Source organism: Flavobacterium panici (genome assembly GCF_903819335.1).
Classification (GTDB): domain Bacteria; phylum Bacteroidota; class Bacteroidia; order Flavobacteriales; family Flavobacteriaceae; genus Flavobacterium; species Flavobacterium panici.
In genome coordinates this window covers 52,054-76,345 of the sequence record NZ_CAIJDE010000040.1, presented here as the reverse complement: position 1 = coordinate 76,345, position 24,292 = coordinate 52,054, and the positions used below count along the sequence as shown (strand labels likewise).

At 39.3% G+C, this 24,292-nt stretch carries 22 protein-coding genes; 15 read left to right on the top strand and 7 right to left on the bottom strand.

All coding sequences use genetic code 11. From position 1 onward, the window contains the following. Nucleotides 1-29: 29 nt before the first annotated feature. Complete coding sequence (locus FLAPXU55_RS10595) at nt 30-917, bottom strand: helix-turn-helix domain-containing protein (RefSeq protein ID WP_180857627.1); 888 nt, start codon at nt 915-917, stop codon at nt 30-32. A gap of 296 nt (nt 918-1,213) precedes the next feature. Beyond that, nucleotides 1,214-1,906 (bottom strand): hypothetical protein, encoded by a 693-nt coding sequence (locus FLAPXU55_RS10590; RefSeq protein ID WP_180857626.1) that lies wholly within the window; start codon nt 1,904-1,906, stop codon nt 1,214-1,216. Between the two features lie 350 nt (nt 1,907-2,256). Between FLAPXU55_RS10590 and FLAPXU55_RS10585 the strand changes: the two genes are divergently transcribed. Together FLAPXU55_RS10585 and FLAPXU55_RS10580 are read left to right on the top strand one after the other, a co-directional pair. Further along, nucleotides 2,257-3,933 carry an AraC family transcriptional regulator gene (locus tag FLAPXU55_RS10585; protein ID WP_180857625.1) on the top strand — a complete coding sequence of 559 codons (1,677 nt, stop codon included), beginning with the start codon at nt 2,257-2,259 and terminating at the stop codon, nt 3,931-3,933. A 73-nt stretch (nt 3,934-4,006) separates the two neighbouring features. After that, a complete protein-coding gene (locus FLAPXU55_RS10580; RefSeq protein ID WP_180857624.1) occupies nt 4,007-4,183 on the top strand; it encodes a histone H1 in 177 nt (58 codons plus the stop codon). 37 nt (nt 4,184-4,220) lie between these two features. Here FLAPXU55_RS10580 and FLAPXU55_RS10575 read toward each other — a convergent pair whose 3' ends face one another. After that, nucleotides 4,221-4,547 carry a hypothetical protein gene (locus FLAPXU55_RS10575; RefSeq protein WP_180857623.1) on the bottom strand — a complete coding sequence of 109 codons (327 nt, stop codon included), beginning with the start codon at nt 4,545-4,547 and terminating at the stop codon, nt 4,221-4,223. A gap of 498 nt (nt 4,548-5,045) precedes the next feature. On the opposite strand from FLAPXU55_RS10575, the gene FLAPXU55_RS10570 reads away from it, so the two are divergent. The 3 genes from FLAPXU55_RS10570 to FLAPXU55_RS10560 are packed head-to-tail and all read left to right on the top strand — an operon-like array spanning nt 5,046 to nt 12,153. Continuing rightward, the gene (locus FLAPXU55_RS10570) at nt 5,046-8,069 is read left to right on the top strand and encodes a SusC/RagA family TonB-linked outer membrane protein (RefSeq protein ID WP_180857622.1); all 3,024 of its coding nucleotides are present in this window, start codon (nt 5,046-5,048) and stop codon (nt 8,067-8,069) included. Nucleotides 8,070-8,079: 10 nt separating this feature from the next. Further along, nucleotides 8,080-9,465 carry a RagB/SusD family nutrient uptake outer membrane protein gene (locus FLAPXU55_RS10565; RefSeq protein ID WP_235992023.1) on the top strand — a complete coding sequence of 462 codons (1,386 nt, stop codon included), beginning with the start codon at nt 8,080-8,082 and terminating at the stop codon, nt 9,463-9,465. A gap of 12 nt (nt 9,466-9,477) precedes the next feature. After that, complete coding sequence (locus FLAPXU55_RS10560; protein ID WP_180857621.1) at nt 9,478-12,153, top strand: alpha/beta hydrolase family protein; 2,676 nt, start codon at nt 9,478-9,480, stop codon at nt 12,151-12,153. A 49-nt stretch (nt 12,154-12,202) separates the two neighbouring features. Here the strand turns inward: FLAPXU55_RS10560 and FLAPXU55_RS10555 are convergent, their stop codons facing one another. The 3 genes from FLAPXU55_RS10555 to FLAPXU55_RS10545 form a co-directional block, all read right to left on the bottom strand. Next, the gene (locus FLAPXU55_RS10555; protein WP_180857620.1) at nt 12,203-12,460 is read right to left on the bottom strand and encodes a hypothetical protein; all 258 of its coding nucleotides are present in this window, start codon (nt 12,458-12,460) and stop codon (nt 12,203-12,205) included. 123 nt (nt 12,461-12,583) lie between these two features. Continuing rightward, complete coding sequence (locus tag FLAPXU55_RS10550) at nt 12,584-14,098, bottom strand: MauE/DoxX family redox-associated membrane protein (RefSeq protein ID WP_180857619.1); 1,515 nt, start codon at nt 14,096-14,098, stop codon at nt 12,584-12,586. 211 nt (nt 14,099-14,309) lie between these two features. Next, nucleotides 14,310-14,594: a hypothetical protein gene (locus FLAPXU55_RS10545; RefSeq protein ID WP_180857618.1), complete on the bottom strand. Its 285-nt coding sequence runs from the start codon at nt 14,592-14,594 to the stop codon at nt 14,310-14,312. 337 nt (nt 14,595-14,931) lie between these two features. On the opposite strand from FLAPXU55_RS10545, the gene FLAPXU55_RS10540 reads away from it, so the two are divergent. Genes FLAPXU55_RS10540 through mobC form a run of 3 tightly spaced genes read left to right on the top strand, consistent with a single transcriptional unit; the run spans nt 14,932 to nt 18,582 of the window. After that, entirely contained in the window at nt 14,932-15,321 is a 390-nt protein-coding gene (locus FLAPXU55_RS10540; protein WP_180857617.1) for a plasmid mobilization protein, read from the top strand. Beyond that, the gene (locus FLAPXU55_RS10535; RefSeq protein ID WP_180857616.1) at nt 15,309-16,574 is read left to right on the top strand and encodes a relaxase/mobilization nuclease domain-containing protein; all 1,266 of its coding nucleotides are present in this window, start codon (nt 15,309-15,311) and stop codon (nt 16,572-16,574) included. Before FLAPXU55_RS10540 ends, FLAPXU55_RS10535 begins: the two co-directional genes overlap by 13 nt. 19 nt (nt 16,575-16,593) lie before the next feature. After that, a complete protein-coding gene (gene mobC, locus FLAPXU55_RS10530; protein WP_180857615.1) occupies nt 16,594-18,582 on the top strand; it encodes a conjugal transfer protein MobC in 1,989 nt (662 codons plus the stop codon). Between the two features lie 66 nt (nt 18,583-18,648). On the opposite strand, the gene FLAPXU55_RS10525 is transcribed toward mobC, so the two are convergent. Then, the gene (locus tag FLAPXU55_RS10525; protein ID WP_180857614.1) at nt 18,649-19,077 is read right to left on the bottom strand and encodes a DUF1810 domain-containing protein; all 429 of its coding nucleotides are present in this window, start codon (nt 19,075-19,077) and stop codon (nt 18,649-18,651) included. A 316-nt stretch (nt 19,078-19,393) separates the two neighbouring features. On the opposite strand from FLAPXU55_RS10525, the gene FLAPXU55_RS10520 reads away from it, so the two are divergent. The 7 genes from FLAPXU55_RS10520 to dinB all read left to right on the top strand — a co-directional run bounded on the left by FLAPXU55_RS10520 (nt 19,394) and on the right by dinB (nt 24,292). Next, nucleotides 19,394-19,783 (top strand): single-stranded DNA-binding protein, encoded by a 390-nt coding sequence (locus FLAPXU55_RS10520; RefSeq protein ID WP_180857613.1) that lies wholly within the window; start codon nt 19,394-19,396, stop codon nt 19,781-19,783. Nucleotides 19,784-19,821: 38 nt separating this feature from the next. After that, nucleotides 19,822-20,181 (top strand): DUF7222 domain-containing protein, encoded by a 360-nt coding sequence (locus FLAPXU55_RS10515; protein WP_180857612.1) that lies wholly within the window; start codon nt 19,822-19,824, stop codon nt 20,179-20,181. A 27-nt stretch (nt 20,182-20,208) separates the two neighbouring features. Beyond that, a complete protein-coding gene (locus FLAPXU55_RS10510; RefSeq protein WP_180857611.1) occupies nt 20,209-20,589 on the top strand; it encodes a Cas9 inhibitor AcrIIA9 family protein in 381 nt (126 codons plus the stop codon). Beyond that, nucleotides 20,586-21,902, top strand: a complete 1,317-nt coding sequence (locus FLAPXU55_RS10505; protein WP_180857610.1) for a PcfJ domain-containing protein — start codon at nt 20,586-20,588, stop codon at nt 21,900-21,902. Before FLAPXU55_RS10510 ends, FLAPXU55_RS10505 begins: the two co-directional genes overlap by 4 nt. Before the next feature lie 270 nt (nt 21,903-22,172). Beyond that, complete coding sequence (locus FLAPXU55_RS10500; RefSeq protein WP_180857609.1) at nt 22,173-22,643, top strand: JAB domain-containing protein; 471 nt, start codon at nt 22,173-22,175, stop codon at nt 22,641-22,643. A gap of 58 nt (nt 22,644-22,701) precedes the next feature. After that, nucleotides 22,702-22,941 (top strand): DUF6965 family protein, encoded by a 240-nt coding sequence (locus FLAPXU55_RS10495; RefSeq protein ID WP_180857608.1) that lies wholly within the window; start codon nt 22,702-22,704, stop codon nt 22,939-22,941. A gap of 169 nt (nt 22,942-23,110) precedes the next feature. Further along, on the top strand, nt 23,111-24,292 hold the full coding sequence (gene dinB, locus FLAPXU55_RS10490; RefSeq protein WP_180857688.1) for a DNA polymerase IV: 1,182 nt from the start codon (nt 23,111-23,113) through the stop codon (nt 24,290-24,292).

Sequence of the window (24,292 nt, the reverse complement as noted above, 5' to 3'; positions counted from 1 at the left end):
GTTTTAATTAACAAATAATCCAACAAATATTACTGTGTTTTGAATTTTTCCGCTGCATTTAAACGATACTGAGATGGGGAAATAGAGGAATGTTTCTTAAAAAAAACACTGAAACTGTTGGCACTGGGAAATTCTAATTCATCTGCAATTTCTGTAATTGTTAAATGTAGATCATCAAGTAAAATTTCCGCTTCAGTAATAATAGTTTGAACAATTAATCTTTTTATCGATTTACCTGTTATCTGTTTTACAACTTTATTTAGATGGCCGGGCGTTACAAAGAGCGCGCCAGCGTAGAATTTGGCATTATGCTGCTTTTTGTAATGAATAGAAAGTATATTAAAAAACCGCACAATTAAATTTTCCTTTTGGCTAAATTGCTGGATATGTTCTGATGTGTATTTAGTGTAGATCAGGCGAAGTTCATATAGTAACAGAGTAAAACCAATTTTCTGCAAATCCAATTCCTGTGAACCATGCTTTGCATCCTTGTTTACAAAATAAATCAGCTTATAGATGAGTGAAAGAACTAAAAATTCTTTCTCTTCAAGTCCAATTTTAACTGCTTTTAATCCTATAACGAAATAAAAAGATTCTATTAGTTCTTTTTTCAGTCCATTTCTAATGGCATAGTCAGTGCTGAAAGAAATAAGATACAATTGTAATTTGCCCCGAACCTCAACCATAGTACAGTACGAGTTACTTGGTATTACCAGCAAATCCCTTTCCTTCATTTGTTGCGTTATGTCTTGAAGCTGAATTTTAAATTTTCCAGATTTTATGAGCAACAATGAGAAATTAGGAACAGCAAATGCTTCCGAAATATTTGTCCGTACTTCATATCTTTTTATAATATGAACGGATAAGCCTGAAATTGGTAACTTCTTAATATCTATATTAATCAAATCTCTAATCATACTTTGAAGTTTGAAAAGTTTTATAAAATCAAATTAGTAATCACAATCAGCTATCAAAAATCATTTCCATAATCGTAAATGATATGAAATATAGATTTGAAAGACTTGTTATAAAAAACAAATAAGCCAGCAATCTTGGATCCGTGGTTCTGTTTTCTCCCTCGAGCACATAGCCCACTATTTCATCATAACTAAAAAGTGTCACGATGAAATAAAGGCTTACTATATTTAAGAGAATGAGGCCTGCATATAACAATTTTCTGCGTTTCACTTTCTTGAATTGATTAGATAGATAATTAGTGTATTATATTTTGTAATTGTGCAATTATTGAAACGACTGTACTTGTATAGCCAGAAACTGGAGCTGTCTTTTTGTGTCCCACAGAAGTTTCCCAATCTCTATCCTTACGCTCTGCCTCAGCATATAAAGCATAGCTTGTAATAGTTGAAACAGTTAAGATTGTCTCTTTTTCTTCTTCGTTTATCGCTGTGTCTGAAATAATGGTTGAGTCGAATGCAATTATATAGTCGCGAATTTCTAAATACTCAAGATTTTGCTGTTCAATTAAGTATTGAATAAATAATATCAGCTGTGTTTTGCTCGGAGAACTGATTGAACTATTGTTCACAATTTCAATTAACTTAATCGAGGGATTACTCAAAATGGCGGCAATTTCTTCACTACTGTAGCCAAGATTTTGTGCTTTTTGGTACAACTTGTTTTTATTGATATCATTTAGAAAATAAATTAGAGTACTTATTTCATCAATGGATTGTGGTTTATTATTACTTGCATAAAATTCTTGCAAGGCATCGTAATATTTTTTTCCTTTCTGATCATACGGATTTTTAGGATTTAAAGGAAAAGCAATATTCTTCATGGAATTACTTTTTCCATATTCAACATTGTCCGATGTTGTTAAATCTGATTCATTTGTACAGGAAGATAAAATCAATAATAATAAACTGCATAATATTAAGTTTTTCATGATATGGGTGTTTGAACGTGAATGAGAAATCTTTTCTCAGTTCATTTCATCCGGATAAGCAGAACTTTTATCTGGCACCTTGCCTGACATTTTGCTTTTGAATTCGAAGCAAATCTATTGGCATAAAAATTATCCGACAACACAATGGTTATGGATTTTCGGAATTTAGCCTATGGATTTTCGGAAAATCCATAGGCTGTTTTTTAAAATACAAAACTGTAATTCAATTAGTTATGTAAAAATTATATTACTTTTATGTTAAACTATTATAAACTGCTGCTGTCGCTTTGTTATAAACTGCAAAAAGGCAATATCTCACAGAGCGTTTTATTCTACTAACCCAAACCATCATGAATCAAAAGACTTATGTGTTACTATTTTTATTTTCGTTGCAATTGCTTTATTCACAAAAAAAAACTTTCAACATCCCCGATTCACTAAAACATAAATCGTACAATTACCTCGATGACAGAATTTATGAACTAAGAGGTGACAGTTCTCGTGCATCAATTTATCTATATACTTATTTAGCAAAGGCTAAAAAAGAAAACAACTGGAAAGAAATTTTAAATGGTTATCAAAGTATACTTCATGAATCCCCAATTAATTTAAGATTAGTGTATGCAGATAGTATGATCTATGCAGCCAAAACCTCAAAACAAAATGATTTAATAGGTTCTGCATATCTTTCAAAGGGCATTGCTTTCTATTGGAAAAATGACATTCAGCACGCATTAGACAATTTTATTAAAGCAAACCAATATATATCCAGAAGTAATGATCAATACCTTATATTTAAAGTCAAATATAACATTGCTAATATTAAGGTATATTTAGGTTTCTATGACGAGGCAATTGCACTACTTTCCGAAACTACGGCTCATTTTAAAAATGAAGACGAAAGACCTTATTTAAATTCCTTGCATTTATTAGGCCTATGTTACAATAGGATTGGGGACTACGGTTCTTGCACTGAGACAAATAATATAGGCATAGCTGAAAGCGAGCGACTACACAAGTTGGAAATGAAACCTTACTTCCTGCATTCCGAAGGAGTTAATCAGTTTTTTCAGAATAATTATCATATTGCTATTGATAATCTTAATGAAGCTCTGAAAGTCATTGGAAAAAGTACAGACTCTGGTACAATTGCCATAGCGAATTTCTATATAGGTAAAAGTTTCTGGCAGTTAAAAAAGTACGATCAGGCTCTCGGATACTTTAAAAAAGTAGATAGTATTTATAATAAGAGCGGGTACATTGACCCGTACCTGAGGGAAACTTACGAATTACTAATTAAATATTATAAAACAAAAAATGATTTAAACGCTCAACTTTATTCCATAGATCAATTGCTGAAAGCAGACAACTATCTAAATGAAAGCTATAAATATCTTGTTACAAGAATACATAAAGAGTACGATACTAGCGAACTGATACATCAAAAGGATGAAATTAATGCTCAGTTCATGCGGGAGAAACAGCATGTTACTATGTTCATAGTTGCGGTGGTCATTTTATTTACAACGTCCTTTGTTTTAACCTTTAAATATTTTCGAAATCGACGATTTTATAAAAAGAAGTTTGATGAACTTATGGTTCAGCTAAATAATGAACATTCAAATATACCGAAAAATAAAACGAACAAAGAACCGATTTTAGAAATAAGTCCTGAAACTGCAGCTACGATTCTAAGGCAACTTGAGAAATTTGAAAAGGACAAGAAGTTTCTGGAAAAAGACTTAACACTGTCTAAGATTGCAGGTATGTTCAATTCTAATCCAAAATATCTATCAACCATTATAGGTTACCATAGAGAAAAAACTTTTAACAAATATATCAATGACCTTAAGATCGACCACTTGATTTCATTACTAAAAACAGATAAAAAAATTCGGAAATATTCCAATGGGGCACTAGCTGATATTGCTGGATTTAGCAGTACACAAAGATTTGCTCATGCTTTTTTAGCCAGAACAGAAATGCCAACCTCTTTTTTCATTGAAGAAATCAAAAAGAAAAATTAGCAAAAACATGATAAGTGGATTATAAACTTAGGCAAAGTAATATATTTGCCCACTTAATTTTAAAAATTGTAAAATGAAAGATCTAGTAGCGAAAATACACGCAGAGATTGAAACTTTTAAAACAGAATCTGAATCATTATCAGAAAAAGGAGTAAAAGCCGCTGGAGCAAGAGCTCGTAAATCATCTTTAGAAATTGAAAAGCTTTTGAAAGAGTTTAGAAAAGTATCTATTGAGGAATCTAAGAAATAGATAAGAAAAGCGAATCCCATTAAATTAATGGGATTTTTTATTTTTTTGTCTTTTTAATAAAATCGTCATTTATCCTTCCTGCATACTTACTTTCGATTAAAGTAAAAAATTCTGATAATTTTACTTTTTTATAAAAACACATTATTGCTAAAGTTGACATTGGTATACGGTAACCATCATTTTCTCTAATCTTTCTTAAAACATGTGGGTGAATACCAAGCTCTTGGCTTTGGGACAGATTTGATTTTTCTTCTAAAATCCATTCGTCATTAATAAAATTGCATACCAACTTATCTAGCAAAAAAACTTTTGCTAGCTCTTTGTTCGTACTTGAATTGCTATTTATACCTGACTTCTCTGACATATTAACAAATAAAAAAATTATTCTGCAATTTTATTGGCACGATAGTGCCAGTTTTACTTTTTTTTGTTATATTTGTAACTGAATCCATATATTTGCGATACTTCATTAAAATATTTGAAGCATTCGCTTTGAATCCCGACTTATAAAACTGGTAATTTTTGCACACGGGATGATAAGTAAGATGCTCACGTCATTGGCGTGGGCTCACTTATTTCGTGTGCGGGTATACCAGTACCTTTAAGTCGATTTAAGCTGAGTTCCATGCCATTTTTTTTTATACTAAACTCAGTAATTCATAGCACTTCTTTCAAATTTTAAGTTAGTTCGCCATTCTATAACTTTAAACAAAAACTAACAAACTATCGAAAAAACAACACCTCATCATGTCATTTTGTTATTTACTTAATGCATAAAAAATGGTTCCCTGCTGCAGCGACCAAACTAGAGCAGAGAACCTTAGCTAATCAAACTTCTATTTAACTAACCAATCCCAATATTATGAATTATTTTTCATTTTACAAGGATGGAAAAGCTCTTTATTGCCTAATTTTTACGGCAATTCTGTTTACTTTTTCGTCTTCGTTTGCCGCAAATTCTTCCCGGCATTTTAGTCCTATTTTTCAACAACATCGCGTACAAGGGATCGTTATGGATGGAAATTTTCCTCTGCCAGGAGTTACAATTGTCGTAAAAGGCAATAAAAATGGTACCATTACCGATTACAATGGACAATTCAGTATTTCAGCCGATCCCAATGATACTCTTTTCGTATCTTTTATAGGATTCAAAACTAAAGTAGTACCTGTAAATAATAGAGTTGAAATTAACATTAAACTGGAGTATGATACTACAACATTACAGGAGGTCCGGGTAAATGCTGGTTATTATTCCGTAAAGGAAAGCGACCGTACGGGGAGTATTTCCCGGATTACCTCCAAAGATATAGAAACACAGCCTGTCACCAATGTTCTTGCGGCCATGCAGGGCCGCATGGCAGGGGTCAATATAATACAGACTTCTGGTGTTCCCGGAGGCGGTTTTGACATCAAAATCAGAGGACAGAACAGTCTTAGAAGCGACGGCAACTCCCCTCTGTATATAATCGATGGCGTGCCTTACTCGTCTGATCCCGTCGGCTCCTATGTTACCGGCACAGGCGTTTATCCCACCCTGGTGAGTCCCTTGAACAGCATCAATCCTGACAATATTGAGAACATCGAAGTTTTGAAGGATGCCGACGCTACTTCTATTTACGGGTCTAGAGGTGCAAACGGCGTGGTGCTGATCACAACCAAAAAAGGCAAAACTGGAAAGACTGCCTTCAGCATAGTATCGTCAACAGGAGTCGGAACCGTAACCAGATTTCTGAAGCTCATGAATACCCAGCAGTATTTAGCCATGAGAAAGCAGGCATTTATAAACGACGGACTCACCGAGTATGGCATATATGACTACGACATTAATGGCACCTGGGATCAAAACCGCAATACCGACTGGCAGAAAGAGCTTCTTGGCGGCAAAGCGCAGATTTCCGATATTCAGGGTACCCTCTCGGGAGGTTCTGAAAACACCCAGTTCCTGATCAGCGGAAATTTTCAAAGGGAATCGACTGTATTTCCTGGAAGCTTTCTCTACAAAAAAGGAGGCGGACAGCTGAATCTCAACCATCATTCTGATAATAATAAATTCAAAATATCATTTACTGCAGGATATAACATCCAGGATAATGACCTGCCGGCTTACGATTTTACAAACGAGGCGCGGTACCTTCCCCCGAATGCTCCTGCACTCTATACTGCTGACGGCCAGTTGAACTGGGAGAACGGAACGTGGAGCAATCCGCTTGGCAAGCTGAACAGCAAATTCGAATCCAAAACCAACGACCTTCTGGCCAATACACTGCTGTCCTATGAACTCTGGCCTGGACTGATCCTTAAAAGCAGCTTTGGCTTCACCGATTTAGTCAACAGCGAAACCAGAATTATTCCCTCGACTACCTACGATCCCTCCTATGGCATCACCAGCGAGGATTCCTTTCTTTATCTGAACGACACCAAGCGAAATTCCTGGATTGCCGAACCGCAGATCAGCTGGCAGAAACCAGTGGGCGGGGGAAGACTCGAAATCCTCTTGGGATCTACCTTTCAGAGCCAGACTACCAATAAAATTTATCAGTCCGGAACTGGATTTGTTTCCAACAGCCTGATCTATAATCTGGCTGCAGCAAAAAGAATTACCGTCTATACCGACGACCAGGTAGTGTACAAGTATCAGGCATTTTTCGGGAGAATAAACTACAATTTCAAACAGCGTTATATTTTCAACCTTACCGGCAGAAGGGACGGTTCAAGCAGGTTCGGCCCGGGAAATCAGTTCGCCAATTTCGGAGCCCTTGGGGCCGCATGGCTGTTTTCCAAAGAAAGTTTCCTTACGGACAGCTCATGGCTGAGCTTCGGAAAATTAAGGTCGAGCTATGGAATTACGGGGAGCGACCAAATCGGAGATTATATGTTTATGAACACCTTTACAACTTCTGGTAAAATTTACAGCGGCGTTTCTGGACTTGCGCCTTCAAGGCTCTTCAATCCCGATTTCGGCTGGGAAACCAATAAAAAATTTGAGGCCGCACTTGAACTTGGTTTCCTCAAAGATCGCATCAGCACAAGTCTGGCATGGTATCAGAACCGCTCTTCGAATCAGCTGGCCGGCGTACCTCTTCCCGGAACAACCGGTTTTACAACACTGCAGTCCAATTTGCATGCAGTGGTGGAAAACAGCGGCTTGGAAATGACCCTGCGCGCACTCAATATTGCCAATGGCAGTTTTAATTGGACAAGCAGCCTGAATTTGACTTTTGCAAAAAATAAACTCCTTGACTTTCCCAATCTGGAATCCTCAACCTACGGTCAGCAGTACAGAATCGGTCAGCCTCTGAACATTGATCTGCTCTATAATTTTATAGGAGTAAATCCGCAGACTGGAATTTACGAATTTGAAGATCTGAATAAGGACGGAAAAATCACTTTCCCTGAAGACAAACAGGCAGTAGTAGATTTGAATCCAAAATTTTATGGTGGCCTTCAGAATCAGCTGGCTTACAAAGGCCTGGCATTGGATTTCCTGTTTCAGTTCGTCAAGCAGAAAAACAGGTCATATCCTATGGGAGCGGCAGGCCAGATGCTCAACGTGCAGGAACGAATGAGCGGTAGCTGGCGGCAGCCTAACGATACCGCCCCCTATCAGATATATACCACCGGCTACAATAACGATGTATTAAATGGAGATTATCTCTACACCGAGAGTACAGGCCTTATTGTCGATGCATCCTATATCCGGTTAAAAAACATATCCCTGTCCTACGATATTCCATTGAATTTAAAACAGACCAAATGCAAAATTATGCTGCAAGGACAGAATCTGCTGACTTTCACCAAATATAATGACGGTGATCCTGAATTTATTTCCTACGGCTATCTGCCTCCCCTCAAAGTGGTAACTGCCGCAGTTCAATTAATATTCTAAACATAATAAGATGAAAACAATACATAACTTATTGGCGCAATTGCTGTTGTTCATGCTTCTGGGCCTGCTTTTCTCCTGTGACTCCTTTGTCGAGGTTGATCTGCCAAAATCACAATTAACTGCGGAAGCCGTTTTTGAGGATTACAATACTGCCAATGCCGCAATGACAAATATTTATTCAACAGTCAGGGACAAAGGAATTTTATGCGGTGCTCCATTGGGCATTTCGAATCAGCTGGGAAATTATGCTGATGAACTTGTTACTATTGAAAATCCGGCTAAGCAAGGCTATACTTTCTACCACAATTCGCTTCTGCCAAGCAGCACTTATGTTTCCGGATATTGGAATGCAGCTTATAATCAGATATACGCCGCCAATAATATTATCCAAGGCTCCCAGGCGAGCAAAAACTTGACCTTGCAGCAGAAAAATCAATTAATAGGTCAGTCATTATTTATTCGCGCATTGATGCACTTTTATCTTGCCAATATCTTTGGGGATATCCCTTATGTCGCTCAGACCGATTATAAAATGAACAGCACCCTTTCCAGAACCTCTATCAAAGACGTTTACAAGGCAGTAATTCTGGATCTCCAGAATGCGATTCCCCTTTTGTCTCCCGACTATCTGAGCGAAGAACGTACGCTGCCTAATGCTGCTGCCGCACAGGCTTTACTGGCAAGAGTTTTTCTATATGACGGAGCTTATCCTCAGGCCTCAAACGCAGCATCAGCAGTCCTGAATCAGACAAGCCTGTACGGATTGGAAAGCAGCACCAATGTCTTTTTGATACATTCAAAGGAAACGATCTGGCAGCTGCAATCGGAACTCGAAGGCCAAAATACAGCTGACGGATCTTACTTTATTTTTACCTCTGTCCCGCCTCCTTCCCTTTCATTGAACAATAATCTGGTTGCGTCCTTTGCCCCAGCAGATCTTCGCAGGGTAAATTGGATAAAGGCCGTGTCAAAGGGAGCCGCGACCTATTATCATGCCTTTAAGTATCATGAGAAAAATTTTACGCCCGCTTCAAAAGAATATGCTGTTGTTTTCCGCACAGCCGAGCTGTATCTGATAAGAGCAGAAGCCAGAGCGATGCAGGGCGACCTGATCGGAGCCAAGGAAGATCTCAACAAGATCAGAAACCGTTCGGGATTAGGAAATACACAGGCAGCTGGCCGGCAGGAAATTTTGGACGCTGTGCTCACTGAACGAAGATGGGAATATTTTAGCGAATACGGCCACCGCTTTTTCGATCTGAAACGATTCGGAAAACTTGATGCAGTACTTAGTACTGTTAAGCCCGGCTGGGATACCGCTGACCGCCTGTTTCCTTTACCGCAGGCTGAACTAGCCGTAAACCCAAATCTAAGGCCCCAAAATCCTGGATATTAAATTAATATGTACATGCATAAAAATAAAAAGACCTGTAAAATAGCAACGAATGCACTGATTTTACGCAAGATTTTAATTTTAGTTTTATATTTTGTTTTAGTATTTGTTTTTCCTTTGGAAACCTGCCCCCTAATGGGGCAGGTAATTCAAAAAAAGAAACTCATTGCCGCAGATTATCATTTATGGGGAGAACTGAACCTAGAGAAGGTGTCTCCGGATGAAAATTGGGCAAGCTTCAAAATGGAATATAAAGACGGCAGCGACACTTTATTTATTTTTAATCCTTCAAGCAATAAAAAATACAGCATCCCGCGTGCTGGTGAGGGCAGCTTCACGATGAAAAATTTTTTCATCTGCCAGATTGGAAACAGCCTTCAGATCCTAAATTTAAAAACAGGAAAACGCGAAGAGATCGACAATGTCCAAAAGCATGCTTACTGCCAACAAACAGATCATCTCATTGTGCTCACAGGTACAGGAACATCTGGAAAAATATTAAAGATACAATCACTGAAAAATTCAGACAAGGTCGAAATTAATGATGTTTCCGATTTTCAAATCAGTGATCAGGCAGGCCGTCTTGCCTATTGCATTTCAGAGAATACAAAAGAGGCAGTATTTCATCTTAGCCTTAAAAAAATCCACTCTTCGAAATGGGTTGTCCGAAGCAGCAAAGATCATTTTAAGGGATTGACATGGCATAAAAGCGGGCAGGCATTATCATTTTATTCGGAGTCCGCCGATAAGAAAATCAACGGTCTGTTCTACTATTTGCCGACAGAAGACAAACTAAGCCAATTCAGCAGCGCATCACATCCCGGCTTTCCAAAAAATGCATACATTGTATATGAAAATTCAAACCAGATTCTTATTTCTGATGACCTTCAAAAATTATTTTTCTCGGTTCGGGAAAATGAAAAAATGCCATTGGCAGCCCTCGAGTCTGGTGTTGAAATATGGAATGCCAATGACAAGATAACTTACCTGCAGCTGAAAAGTTTTGGTGACCCTGATCTGTTGCCCAAGGTTGTTATGTGGAGCCCTAAATCGGACTCCATACGGGCAGTGGCTACAGCTGAATTTCCAAAAGTTATGCTGACTGGAGATTTTAAAAATGCCATAGTCTCAAATCCAAAACAGTACGAGCCGCAATTCGATTATTATGCCCCGAGGGACTTTTATATTTTGAACCTTCAGACTTTCGAGAAGACACTACTGCTTGAGAATCATCCCTTAGAATATGAAAATCTGTTAGCGTCGCCAGGTGGAAAATACTTTGCTTATTTCAAGGAAAAAAACTGGTGGATCTACAACTTTGAACTCCGCACACATACAAATATTACTGGCAGGCTTGGTGTCGGCTTTTCCGCAAAAGAATATGATCTTAATCCTGAATCAGTATGCGGCAGTCCGGGCTGGAGCCTCAATGATAATGAAATTCTACTTTACGATCAATATGATATCTGGGCAGTAGCTCCCAACGGAAAATCCAGCAGAAGATTAACCCATGGAAGGGAGTCAAAAATTAAGTTCCGTATTGCTGCGATGCCAAATTCGATAGGGGTAAAGTTGAAATATGATGGCCTGATTGTTCGAAATATTGATATCCAAAAGCAGCAATTTTTACGCGCAGAAGGTGAAGACGGCAAAACAGGCTATTTCAAGTGGACGGAAGAAACCGGCGAAAAACCAATCGTCTACGAACAAAGCCTTATTAATCAGCTGAATTATGGAATAGATAAGAAAAAACTCTTTTTCAGGGAGCAGAAATATGATGTGTCCCCTAGGCTGTTATATAAATCGCAAGACGCTGACCCTAGCTGCTTTTATAGAAGCAATCCGCAGCAGGAAAAATATTTTTGGGGAAGATCTATTTTGATCGAATACAAGAATTCTGCAGGAAAGTGTTTAAAAGGTGCCCTTTATTATCCAGCTGATTATGACCCGAAAATAAAATATCCGATGATTGTAACTATTTATGATCTGCAGTCAAAGCAATTGCATAAGTATGTCAATCCAGCCTTAAATGACTTAAGCGGAAACAACACAACTTTATTTACATCTGAGAATTATTTCGTCTTTAAGCCCGATTTGTCATTAGAAGTTGGGAGCCCTGGACATTCGGCCGTTGACTGTGTTGTTTCGGCAACCAAAAAAGTGATTGGCATGGGGCTTGTAGATCCGGCAAAAATAGGTCTTATGGGCCATTCTTTCGGCGGTTATGAAACTTCGTTCATCGTGACTCAGACCGACCTGTTTGCGGCAGTAATCAGCAGCGGAGCTATTACAGACCTCAACAGTTTTTATCACAATATAAACAGCCTTACAGGAAGGCCCGATATGTGGAGGTTTGGAAATGAACAATGGGCAATGGGAAAGACGCCTTATGAGGCACCCGAATCTTATTTTTCCAATTCACCGCTGTCATATGTCAAAAATATTCGAACACCCATTTTGATATGGAGCGGCAAAAATGATACGCAGGTGGATCCGCATCAAAGCTTTGAATATTACTTGGCACTAAGGCGGCTCGGAAAAAAAAGTATCATGCTGCTCTACCCTGAAGAAGGCCATCTTTTGTTGCGTGAACCCAACCAGATCGACATCACAAAAAGAACATTACAGTGGTTTGATTTCTTCTTAAAAGGAAAACAGTCCGAAGATTGGATCCTCAAAGGAATTAAATAAAATAAAACAATGCAGTTCCTAAATGGAACTGCATTGTCTTTTTAATAGATTATTCTTCTCTGTGCCACAGTGCATTTACACAGTTGTTGCCTGCTTGCTTGTCATATGCAAGAGGTCCGGTAGTTCCCGAAATATGGCACATATCATCACTGGGAACATCATCACAGTTTACTTCAATGTTTCCGCATTTGCCGGCAATGGCATTATAGCCAAACCTCAATCCGGCATTGTTTTTTGGTGCATTCTGCATGGAAGTTGTGAAAAATGCTCCAGATACAGCCAAGGCGATTACACCTGCTGGCAGCATGTTTTTTAAAAATAAAGTCTTCATGATATAAATTTTTAAATTATAATTTGATCTACTTTTTTCTACAGGTTTTCGATCTTGCTCCTGACACCGGCCGGTATATTTTACAATTTAATATAGCCTTTACTTAGGCTGCATTTCCTTCTTGATTGCCTCATTTAATTTATACACTGAGATGCGGTTCCCGATAAGGGCATACAAATTTGTCGGTGTAACCAAAAATCCACTCAGCTTTTCTTTTCCTGTATGGTAAACAGGAAAACTCAATAGGTAAATATTCTTTTTTATGTCATAGACATCAATAATATAAGATTGCTCCCAAAGCCTGCTGTTTTCAAATCTGCCCTTTATTTTGGAATTCACAAACAGCAGATTGCTGCAGACTGCAGCCTTTGCATTCACCGGATAGGAAGGAGATGAAATCATCCTTTCCATATCATTTTTTATGGAGGCAACTTTTATCTTGACGTGTTTAATGGTATCGATAGTATGGCCTCTGTAGGAAAGGTCACCGTTTCGGTCTGCAACTATAAATTCATTTCTGTATAAATAGAGATAAATAATTTTCTTTTGTTCTGAACTGTATAATAGTGATCCGTCAGTATCAAAAATCCCGTCAATCTGCCCTTGCAATAAGTTTCTTTTGTACTGTATTTTAGTATTGGATTCAGCATCAAAAATACCCAGTACATTCGCCGAATTTTTTGCGTTGTTGGATCTAAATACGATGCTCTTGCTATCCAGAGGAACAACTTTTGTAAAATAAGGAACTCCCTTGAACTCATTTGTTATTTTCCAGTCTTTGATCCTGCCGCTGAAGACGGCCGGAACACTTCCATCGGACAAATAAAAGGTGGAATCGCGAACAGCAATTGTGACTGCCCTGAATGGAATGTCTTTAGGATCAAAAGTTATATTGAAAATTTTCTCTTTCTTATTATTTTCATTGATTGCCAATATGCGGGATGGAGAAGTAAAATTGCCCAGATAAATCGTACTGCCGGTCGAGCCTGAAAAATAATAGGAATTGAACTTTAAATCCACATCGTAAATGAATTCTGCAGGGTGTATGGGATAACGCCTGATAAAGGGATTGTCATTATGCATAATCTTTTCAGAAGAAAGGAACAACAGCAAAACAGTCAGTACACTGAAACAAAAACTGCCTCCAATCCATTTCATCTCATATACATATTCTGCAAAAGCCTTGCTTTTTCTATGGCAGTTTTTCCACGCTATTGCCAGGATGGCCAAGACAACAAACAGGATATTGAAAAGCAGGTGGGCATTCCAGCTCATTTTGGCCAGTACGCCTCCGCACGAGCAGGGAACAAACGAACTGTAATGCAGTACAATAAATATGTATACGGTAAACATAATCATTAGATTAAGGCAGCAATACAATCCCTTGATCCTGTGTCTGGGAATTAACAGCAATAAAACGGTAAAGAGTTCTGCTGCCGGAACAAATATGGATACCCATGAGGCATGCGCGCTGAGCAGCGGAGACTGGGCCAGTTGCACAGTAAAATTTTCAAAATCCAATAATTTACTTACAGCTGCATAAACAAATAGCAAGATAAATAGTAAACATACTATTTGTACAAAAACACTTTTTTTATTAAAATTTAAGTTCATGATTCATTTCTTATTTTTATACATTCGCGTTAAATCAGAAGAAATTAACAATACAAAAGTAATTCAGAATTTTCACACAGAACGTTTCAAAATCAAGCCAATAAGTTTCCAAAACAGGCAATTTTAGTTCAGAAACATTTTTATAAAAAAATGCTTTATAAATGCACAACATTCATAAAGCATTTTCAACTTTTTATCACTTAAACTATCATCATCTAGACTGGCTGAAACTCAAAAGTTTATCATTGAGTTCCACAAGACCAGCTTTCTGTAGACACTCTTGCGACAAATTTTTAAGTTCTTCTAATCCATCTGCCGTGATGTTCCCAAGAAGGCTTGATTTATCATTTTCAAGCAACAGTCCCTTCTCAATTAAATGACTCAATAATAATACATTTTTACGTGAAATCTTCAAATCCACTCTCACCATTTCATTCATGCCAGGGATACTCATAATCGTATCAAAAACCTTAGCAGCCACATTTTTCTCACTCATAATTTCATCGTTTTAAATTAATAATCAATAGTATAAAGATAGAAATACACCTTAAGAGTTTGATAAGTATAATATACTCATCATCGACTTATTCCAAACTTGTTAGGTAACTTCGTTTAGGTTTACAAGTTTTTAGAAATTTAATAGAACTTAAAACTGGCTTTATACTTTAAACGTTCTGAAAATTTTCCTGAAAGCTGAAAGACTGCTGTTTTTTTTGCAGTCGGCCAGATGTCCGGTTGTATCACAACCGATATCTGGCTGCCTATTCGCTCGGAACTCGCTGGCAGAGACTTTTGAAGACTTAAAACTGTGTTAGAAATGAAAAGGATACAAAATGAAAGAGAAAAACACCAATCGGACCAGATGGATTCATCTGCGTCTGACACCCGATGAAATGAAACTTTTACACAATGGATTTGAGAAATCACTCTGTCCAAAACTAAGTGATTACGCCCGGAAAAATCTGATTGGAAAACCTGTTGTTTTAAAGTACCGCAATCAGTCCGTGGACGATCTTCTTTTAGAAATCTCAAAGCTCAGAACAGAGCTGAATGCTATTGGAAATAATTATAATCAGGCAGTAAAAAAACTGCATTCGCTCCATCAGATTTCTGAATTCCAGAAATGGATTTTATCATCTCAGGAAGATAAAAACAAGCTGTTTGAATCCATTGAATCCATAAAATTTTCTATGCTTAAACTCATTGAAAAATGGTTGCCGTAATAAAAACAGGACAGTCAGTCCGCCGCGTTTTTCATTACAATGAAAGTAAGGTTTCTGAAGGTGCAGCAAAATGTATCGGCGCTGAAAATTATCCTGCAGATCATGATAAGATGACCTCGGCATTTAAAATAAATCAACTGGTAAATCAGCTTGAATTAAACGAAAATGTGAAACGCGGAAGTGTGCATATTTCACTCAATTTTCATCCTTCGGAAAAAGACCTGAACGCTGAAAAATTAATAAATATTGCCCAAAATTATATGTCTGAAATCGGATTTGGCCAGCAGCCCTATTTAGTATATCAGCATTTCGATGCCGCACATCCGCACATTCATATAGTTTCAATAAAAGTGAAACCGGACGGTAAAAGGATTGATATGCAGAATATCGGCAGAAATCAGTCTGAAGCAGCGCGGATTAAGATAGAGAACGACTTTAATCTTGTAAAAGCACAAGGCAGGGAAAAAGAAATTTACAATGAGCTGAAACAAATTGATACAACCAGTGTGCAGTATGGCAAAATACAGTCCAAAAAAGCTGTTTCAAGAGTGCTGGATTTTGTACTGGACAATTATCAGTTTAAAAGTCTTGCACAGCTCAATGCGGTGCTTAATCTTTATAATGTTTCTGCTAGTCGAGGTTCGGAAAAATCGAGGACATTTAAAGCTGGAGGCCTTATTTATCGCATAGTGGGCAGCGATGGAAAATATACTGGAGTGCCGATAAAAGCAAGTGATTTTTACAACAAGCCGACGCTTAAATTTCTGGACAAAAAGTTTGTAGAAAATAAACTAAAAAATTCCAGCCCCGGTACTCGTATTAAAAATGTCATCAGGAACGTTTTCCAGGATAATAAAGCTACGCTGTCCCAGCTGGAATCTGAATTGGATAAGATGGGTATCTCTATGGTAAAACGACTTTCTTCAGACGGGTTATTATATGGACTTACCTATGTTGACCATATTACAAAACATGTTTGTAACGGAAGTGAGCTTGGAAAAGAATTCTCTGCCGCAGCAATCTCCAAGAATTGCAGTGTTTCAGAAAATGAAATTAAAAACAGGCAGCTTTCTCCCGAAATAAAAACACTTTTGGAAATACAGGAAATACTCGACTCAAAGAAAATTTCTGGAACTGGTCTGCAGGAGCTCATACACATACTCACTGAAAAAGAATTTTACTCCGGACATATCCCGAAAGAATTCAAAAGAAAAAAGAAAAACAGAAAAAGAAAAGGACTCTCTAATAATTAATCATTTAAAATTTACAGTTATGAACACAGGGGAAAATGAACAGGCACTGAGAAAAATTTTAGACATGACACGCCTTATCAGCATCATACTTTTAGGAATACATTTTTATTATTACGGCTATCAGGTTTTCAGGCAGATTGGTCTTGTGTCACAATTCAGCGACAAAATTCTTGAAAATATTTATAAAGCGGGATTATTCAGTTTTTTTCACCAATCCAAACTGCTCGCGCTCCTATTTGTTTTTATATCTCTTCTGGGTGCAAAAGGACGAAAAGACGAAAAGCTGAAACTGAAAACAGCTCTGATTTTTCTCATTGCAGGAATGCTTTTTTATTTTGCAAGCTGGTTTATTTTGCAGGTCCAGTATAATATAAAAATTGTTTTTCTGCTCTATGTAGTAACAACATCTTTGGGCTTGCTTTTTATCATTACTGCAGGCACATTATTGACAAGAATTATAAGGAGAAGTTTAAACTCTCGTGATATTTTCAACAAGGAAAATGAAACTTTTCCTCAGGAGGAAAGACTTCTTGAGAATGAGTATTCCGTTAATCTTCCAGCCCGGTATTATTTGCGTGATAAAATCCGAAAAAACTGGATTAATATCATAAATCCTTTCAGGGGAATTCTGGTCTGCGGGTCACCAGGATCCGGGAAATCTTATTTTGTTATACGTCATATCATTACCCAGCATATTGCCAAAGGCTTTAGTATGTTTGTTTATGATTTTAAGTTTGATGACCTGACCAAAATCGTATACAATACCTACTTAAAATACAGACATTTGTATAAAGTTATGCCGGCATTTTATGTCATTAATTTTGACGATCTAACCCGCACCCACAGGTGTAATCCGCTCGACCCCGCTTCCATGACAGACATTACCGATGCCGCTGAATCTGCCCGGACAATTCTCTTGGGACTTAACCGCGAATGGATTAAAAAGCAGGGCGACTTTTTCGTTGAGTCCCCTATTAATTTCCTCACCGCAGTGATCTGGTATCTCAGAAAATTCAATGACGGTGAATTCTGCACCCTGCCCCATGTAATTGAACTCATGCAGCTGGATTATAAAATTCTTTTTACTTTACTGCGTTCTGAAAAAGAGATTGAGGTGCTGATCAATCCATTTGTCAGTGCATTTTTAAATAATGCATCAGAGCAGTTAGAGGGGCAGATAGCATCTGCTAAAATTTCAATGGCAAGGCTCTCTTCCCCCCAGCTTTACTACGTACTTTCCGGAAATGATTTCACTCTTGACATCAATAATCCTGATGCCCCTAAAATTGTCTGCATGGGAAATAACCCGCAGAAAATCCAAACCTACGGAGCGGTGCTGTCGCTCTATATCAGCAGACTGATAAAACTGGCAAACCGTAAAGATAAACTTAAAAGCAGCCTTATTTTTGACGAGTTCCCGACAGTTTATCTCAATAATATCGACAGTCTTATTGCCACTGCCCGAAGCAATAAAGTTAGTACAACTTTAGGTATACAGGACCTCAGCCAGCTCAAAAAAGATTACGGCCGTGAGCAGGCAGATGTGATTATGAACATTACCGGAAATATTGTTTCAGGACAGGTGACCGGCGATACCGCAAAACAGCTCTCCGAGCGTTTTGGAAAAATAATGCAGGAACGTGAAAGTCTTTCCATCAATAGCTCCGATACCTCGATAAGCCGTTCCAGACAATTGGAATACGCAGTCCCGGCCTCAAAAATAGCGTCATTAAGTTCAGGTGAATTTGTGGGTATGACTGCCGATAATCCGGACTGTAAAATTGACCTTAAGACATTCCACTGCGAGGTTTTAAATGATCATAATGCACTGCAGCAGGAAACAAACAACTACAGGGAAATCGAGCCGATTCGTATCCTGGACAATGCGCAGGTAAACAGGAATTATAACCTGATCAGAGAGGATATCCATGAACTTTCTGAATCTGAAATGGACCGTATTTCCGAAAGCCGTGATCTGAGACACCTCATCATTAAAAAGAAAAATTAAACAGCTTTTACTCTTGGAATATTGGTTTCCTTTTTCAAAATATTTGGGATTATCCGCTGTAGTTTTTTATGAAATTCCAAGTATTTCTAAGGTTTTCCCATCCCTTTGTCCCTTATAGTATTTATGAAGCACGCGTGAAAAACAATCAGATGAATTGGGCAGCAGGCTGAACAGGGTCATGCAGGATTTCAGTTTCCTTTCATCTGGTCTGCCGAGGATTTCCAGTGCCGTTTTGTTTTCGATTTTAAGCATTGCGCTGGTAATTTCCACCAGACGTTTTCCCAGTACCGGATGGTTAAGATACAGTAAGGCTTCCTCTAGGTTTTCAATGCCGTAAAAGATATTATAGTCTGTAAATCCAAGTCCTCTCAGCTGCGGAAAAACAAACCACATCCAGTGGGTCTGTTTTCTTCCCTCTCCGATTTCGCGCAGTGCGTTGTTATACGTTTCCCTTTGTGCCTCTAAAAAACGGTCTAGATCATATTGCTTTTCCATTGCATTGCTTTTTTGTCGCTTGAAATTACAAAATATTTCAATGCCGATTCCAAAACAGGCGTCTGAAATAGGGGTTCAGCCTGCTGTAAAACTAATAGCGAAATTTTCAATAAAAACGGATTAAAAGAGCCGCGAAAATAGCACCCGCAGGCTCCTGCATGCGCATAACGGCCTTGCCGCCCTTCGGGACTTATAGCACTCCGGATCCTTAATCGGGCGCTTGATTTTGTGCTTTCTTTTTTCCCGTTTTTCTTTTGAAAAATTTAATTCGGGGCTTGGGAAAAAACAGATAAACATTCACTTAAAATTTTGCATCATGGAAATCTCAGGACGAATTACAAAAGATGCCGTAACGGCAAAAGTTTCAAATGACAGGGAGGTGGTAAATTTCTCCATTGCCATAAACGACAGCTACAGACCAAAAGGGTCTACAGAACTTAAAAAGATTGTGACCTATATCGACTGCTCCTATTGGATGGGTTCCAAAATGGCGCAGTGGCTAAAAAAAGGCACTGTGGTTGAACTCTTCGGGCGCGTAGGTCTGAATGTCTACAATAATGCCGAGGGCAAAGCGCTCGGTTCGCTGACCTTTCACACCAGTAATATTAAGATACTGGTTTTCCCAAAAACAGAAAACGCTTCAGCTGTTCCTGCAGTCCAAAAGAAAAATGCGCCAAAAGATGAACCCGACGACCTGCCTTTCTAATTGGAATATATACCGTTTCATATCAAAATTTATACGCCATGAAAGCCTTTGAAAAATCAGTTTACATAGAATATCCCGTATCTGCCCAGTTTAAAAAAATAGTCCTTTCCAATATGGAATCTTATGACGGGACAAAAAAAGAGCAGTTGAAATCTTTCCTCGAAGACCTGCAGAAAAGCGGATGCATCTGCGGGATGATTTCAGAGTTTATCTACAACTCGGACTGCCGAAAATTCTACATTCAGCACTTGGATGATTTGGAAAATATCCGATACGAAATTGAAGATTCCCTTGGGGAATCTGTCAAAAACCGCCACCGTCTGCCCCATTACACCTTTGTATGCTGGCTCTGTTTTGAAGAATACTGTTTTGACATCTACAGAAACAGTTTTGAATAACGCTTTTTCAATCTTAAATCTTCCTTTATGAAAGCATCAGATAAATTTAGAACCGCCATAGAAAGCTACCTGAGCGAAAAAGCGCAGAACGATGCCCTGTTTTCAGCGGACTATAAAAAAGAGAGCAAAAACCTTGAAAGCTGTTTTAACTACATTTTCGGAGAGGTCAAAAAAACAGGGGAATGCGCCTTTGACAATCAGGAAATCTTTGACATGGCTGTGAAGTACTACACAGACGACACCATTGGAACGCCTGCCCCTGTTCAATGCAGAGTCGCGGTAAGTGCGCCTGTTAACGCTGATTTATTCTCGACTGCTCCCGCAGTATCTCAAAACACAGTTCAAAAAACACAGATAGTTCAATCCGTGAAGCCTGTACAGAAAACCCTAACACTCTTTGACTTATGATACCCAAAACGGTTACAGAAAAAGAAATCAGCGCCTTAAGCGCCACCCTAGCCCCAATGACAGCGCAGATGCATCAGTGGGCGGAAAAAAACATTTTCCTGAAATGGGCGGTGCTCTCAAGGGGAAAATTCCATTGTCTGGAATGCACCCATTCGTGGAAGCCCGACAGCGAAAGCCAGTCCTGCAAAAATTATATTAACTGCAACGCCTGTCAGGGGAAACTTAAAATGCATCAGCACAATCAGGTGCATTTCAAAGAAATCGAATACTTCGCCCTCACCGATACCTGCTCTGGGTATCAGGTGGTGCGTATCATCTGCTCGCACAAGAACATGAAAAAGAATGTTCTTCCTGCCTACTCCCACACGGAAGTCATGCAGCATTGGATAAATCCAAAAGGGGAAGTGCGCACCATCTCAAGAAGCACCAATGTTTTTTCCAATGCCTATGATGCATGGCAGTACTATTCCCCTTTGGAAATCCGTCCAAAGGATTTTCAGAACTCGCCAAAATACCGCATCAATCCCTATAAGGTTTATCCGCACATGAAAGTGATTCCGCTTTTGAAAAGAAACGGCTTTAAAACTTCTACGTATGGCATTGCCCCTCAGATACTCTTTACTGCCCTGTTAAAGGACTGTATTGCAGAAACCCTTTTAAAAAGTTCGCAGACCTCTCTGCTCAAGCATTACCTCACCTCCCATGAACAGCACCTGCGCGAAAACTGGCAGGCAGTAAAAACCTGCCTTAAACAGCGTTATCAGATTCAGGACATAAAAATTTGGGAGGATTACATTGCCCTGCTCAGATGGTTCAAAAAAGACCTCAGCTCCCCTGCACTTGTCTGCCCTGAGAATTTAGACCAGGAGCATGACAGGCTTGTTGCCAAAAAAAGGGACATACAGCGCAGAAAGCATCTTGAGCAGATGCGTGCTGAAATACAGAAAGCAGAGCCCATTTATGAAAAGGACAAAAAACAGTTCTTCGGACTTTCTTTTACCGATAATGACCTTACCGTAAAAGTCCTTGACCGTGTGCAGGATTTTCTAGAAGAGGGCGACACGCTCCACCACTGCGTATTTACTAATGAGTATTATAAAAAGAAAGATTCCCTGATACTCTCGGCGCAGATTGAAAACAGACCTGTGGAAACCATTGAACTCTCCCTTTCCAAAATGGAAATTATACAGTGCAGGGGGCTTCGCAATAAAGCCACTAAATATCACAGCAGGATTCTTAGGATTATTAATAAAAACCTGCCTGAGATTGCCGAGCGGTTGAAAAAGCATAAAAAGCAGACCGCCCTCGCTTAAACCATTTAACTATTGATACCGCAGATTTTACACAGCGGTATTTTTTTGCGCGCGCAGACACTTTAAGGTTCACTGGCTAATCTTAGTTTAGGAGCTATTGTGGAATGTTAAGTCAATTTCATCACAAAGTTCGGGCACGGCCTTCGGTTCTCCGCAAAAAATTCCCCCATAAATGCAGGGCTGCGCTCCTGCTTTATTGCGTTGCTTTCTGCGTTCGCTTGTCCCTGCCCGCACGGCGGTGCTGTAATTAATCTTAAAACTGCAGCAATTATGAAAAATCAATATCAAAACACAGACTGGCAGAAAGTATCAGAAATAGAACTGATCTATAAAAGCAGAGTAAAAAGCGCCGACAGACCTTATATCACTTCATCCAGAGATGCTTACCGACTGCTGCTCGACAGCTGGGATCCCGGCAAGATAGAATTTTTTGAGCAGTTCAAGGTGCTGCTGCTCAGCCAATCCAACAGGGTTCTGGGAATCTATGAGGTTTCCTCAGGAGGCATTGCGGGAACTGTGGTTGATATGCGCCTGCTTTTCGCGGCAGCCCTGAAAGCTGCCGCCGTCGGGATCATTATCACCCACAACCATCCCTCAGGAAAGACAGCACCTTCCGAGGCCGACAGAAATATGACCCGAAAAATCCGCGAAGCAGGAAAACTGCTGGATATTCCGCTGCTCGACCACCTGATCGTGACACCTGAGACCTATTACTCTTTTGCAGATGAAGGCGCCCTTTAAGGGCGTTTTCATCTTTCATAGCCTTGCGCTGTTCTGGTTTTTTAAGTAATTTTGCCCTATGAATCATGAAGAAATAAAACGCCATTTTGAAAACAATCCGCCGCCGAAGGAAGTAGTGTGGACCGAATGGGCGAAGATCACCGACACTCAGGTTTTCCTGAACAGCTGTTATACCACCATCAGAAATTTTAACGGCCCGATAGACCGCTGTCCGGCATGGTGGCATTTAAGAGATTTTTACCTGCTTATGAAAAAAACAGCAGGCCAGCCGATCAGCGAAGAACCTGCTTCAGAATAATTCTGATCCTTCCGTAAATTCTTAATAAAGGAAAAAAGCACCGAAATCGGTGCTTTTTTTATGCCCCGAAAAATAAGGCTTTTTAAACTTTGTTATTATTTAGAACATTTTATTTTTAAAATTTGTTACTGACTGTACTAATTTTGGTCTGTATAAAATGATTAAGATTATGAGCCGGGCTATTGTACATATCGACATGAACACGTTTTTCGTATCCTGCGAAAGACTGACAAATTCTGAACTTAACGGCATACCGCTTATCATTGGAGGCGGTGAGAGAGGCGTTGTGGCTTCGTGCTCCTATGAAGCCAGAAAATTCGGCGTGCGTTCGGCCATGCCGATCCATATGGCCATGAAGCTCTGCCCTCAGGCTAAAATTATGAAAGGAGATATGGAGCTCTACTCCAGGCTTTCACACGACATTACAGAAATCATTCAGGAAAAAGCGCCCGTGGTGGAAAAAGCCAGCATTGACGAATTTTATCTGGACATCACAGGCATGGATAAATTCTACGGCAGCTACAGATGGACCGATGAGCTCGCCCAGCGCATTACCAAAGAAACCGGACTTCCCCTCACCTTCGCGCTTTCGGTCAATAAAACCGTTTCGAAAATCGGAACCGGCGAGGGCAAGCAGAAACAGAACCTTGAAATTCCCGAGCATCTGGTGCAGTCCTTTTTGAATCCGCTCTCCATTAGAAAAATCCCGATGGTTGGCCAGAAAACCTTCGAGCTTCTTTCCCGCATCGGCATCCGCACCATCCGCACACTCTCTGAAATGCCTGCCGAATCCCTGCAGCAGATGATCGGCAAAAACGGAACCGAACTCTGGAAAAAAGCCAATGGAATTGATAACGCCCCTGTAGAGCCTTATACGGAGAGAAAATCAATTTCAACTGAACATACCTTTTCACAGGACACTATTGATGTTCTGAAACTAAACAGGATTCTTCAGGGCATGGTGGAGAAACTGGCTTATCAGCTGCGCGCCGAGCAGTGGCTCACCTCAACGGTGACTGTCAAAATAAGGTACGCCAATTTTGATACCGAAACCAAACAGTCCAGAGTCCAGTACACCTCAGCAGATCACCTTCTGACCCAGACAGTGACAGATCTCTTTACCAAGCTCTACCAGCGCCGCATGAGGCTGCGCCTTATCGGAGTCCGTTTCAGCGGCCTTGTCAGGGGAACCTACCAGATTGACCTTTTCAATGATACCGAAGAAATGCTTTCACTCTATCAGGCAATGGACAGGATGAAGACCCGTTACGGCTTTGATGCCGTTATGAGATGCGCCGGCGCATCTTTCAAACCCAACAATAAAGACGAAATTTTAAAACGCAAAAAATAA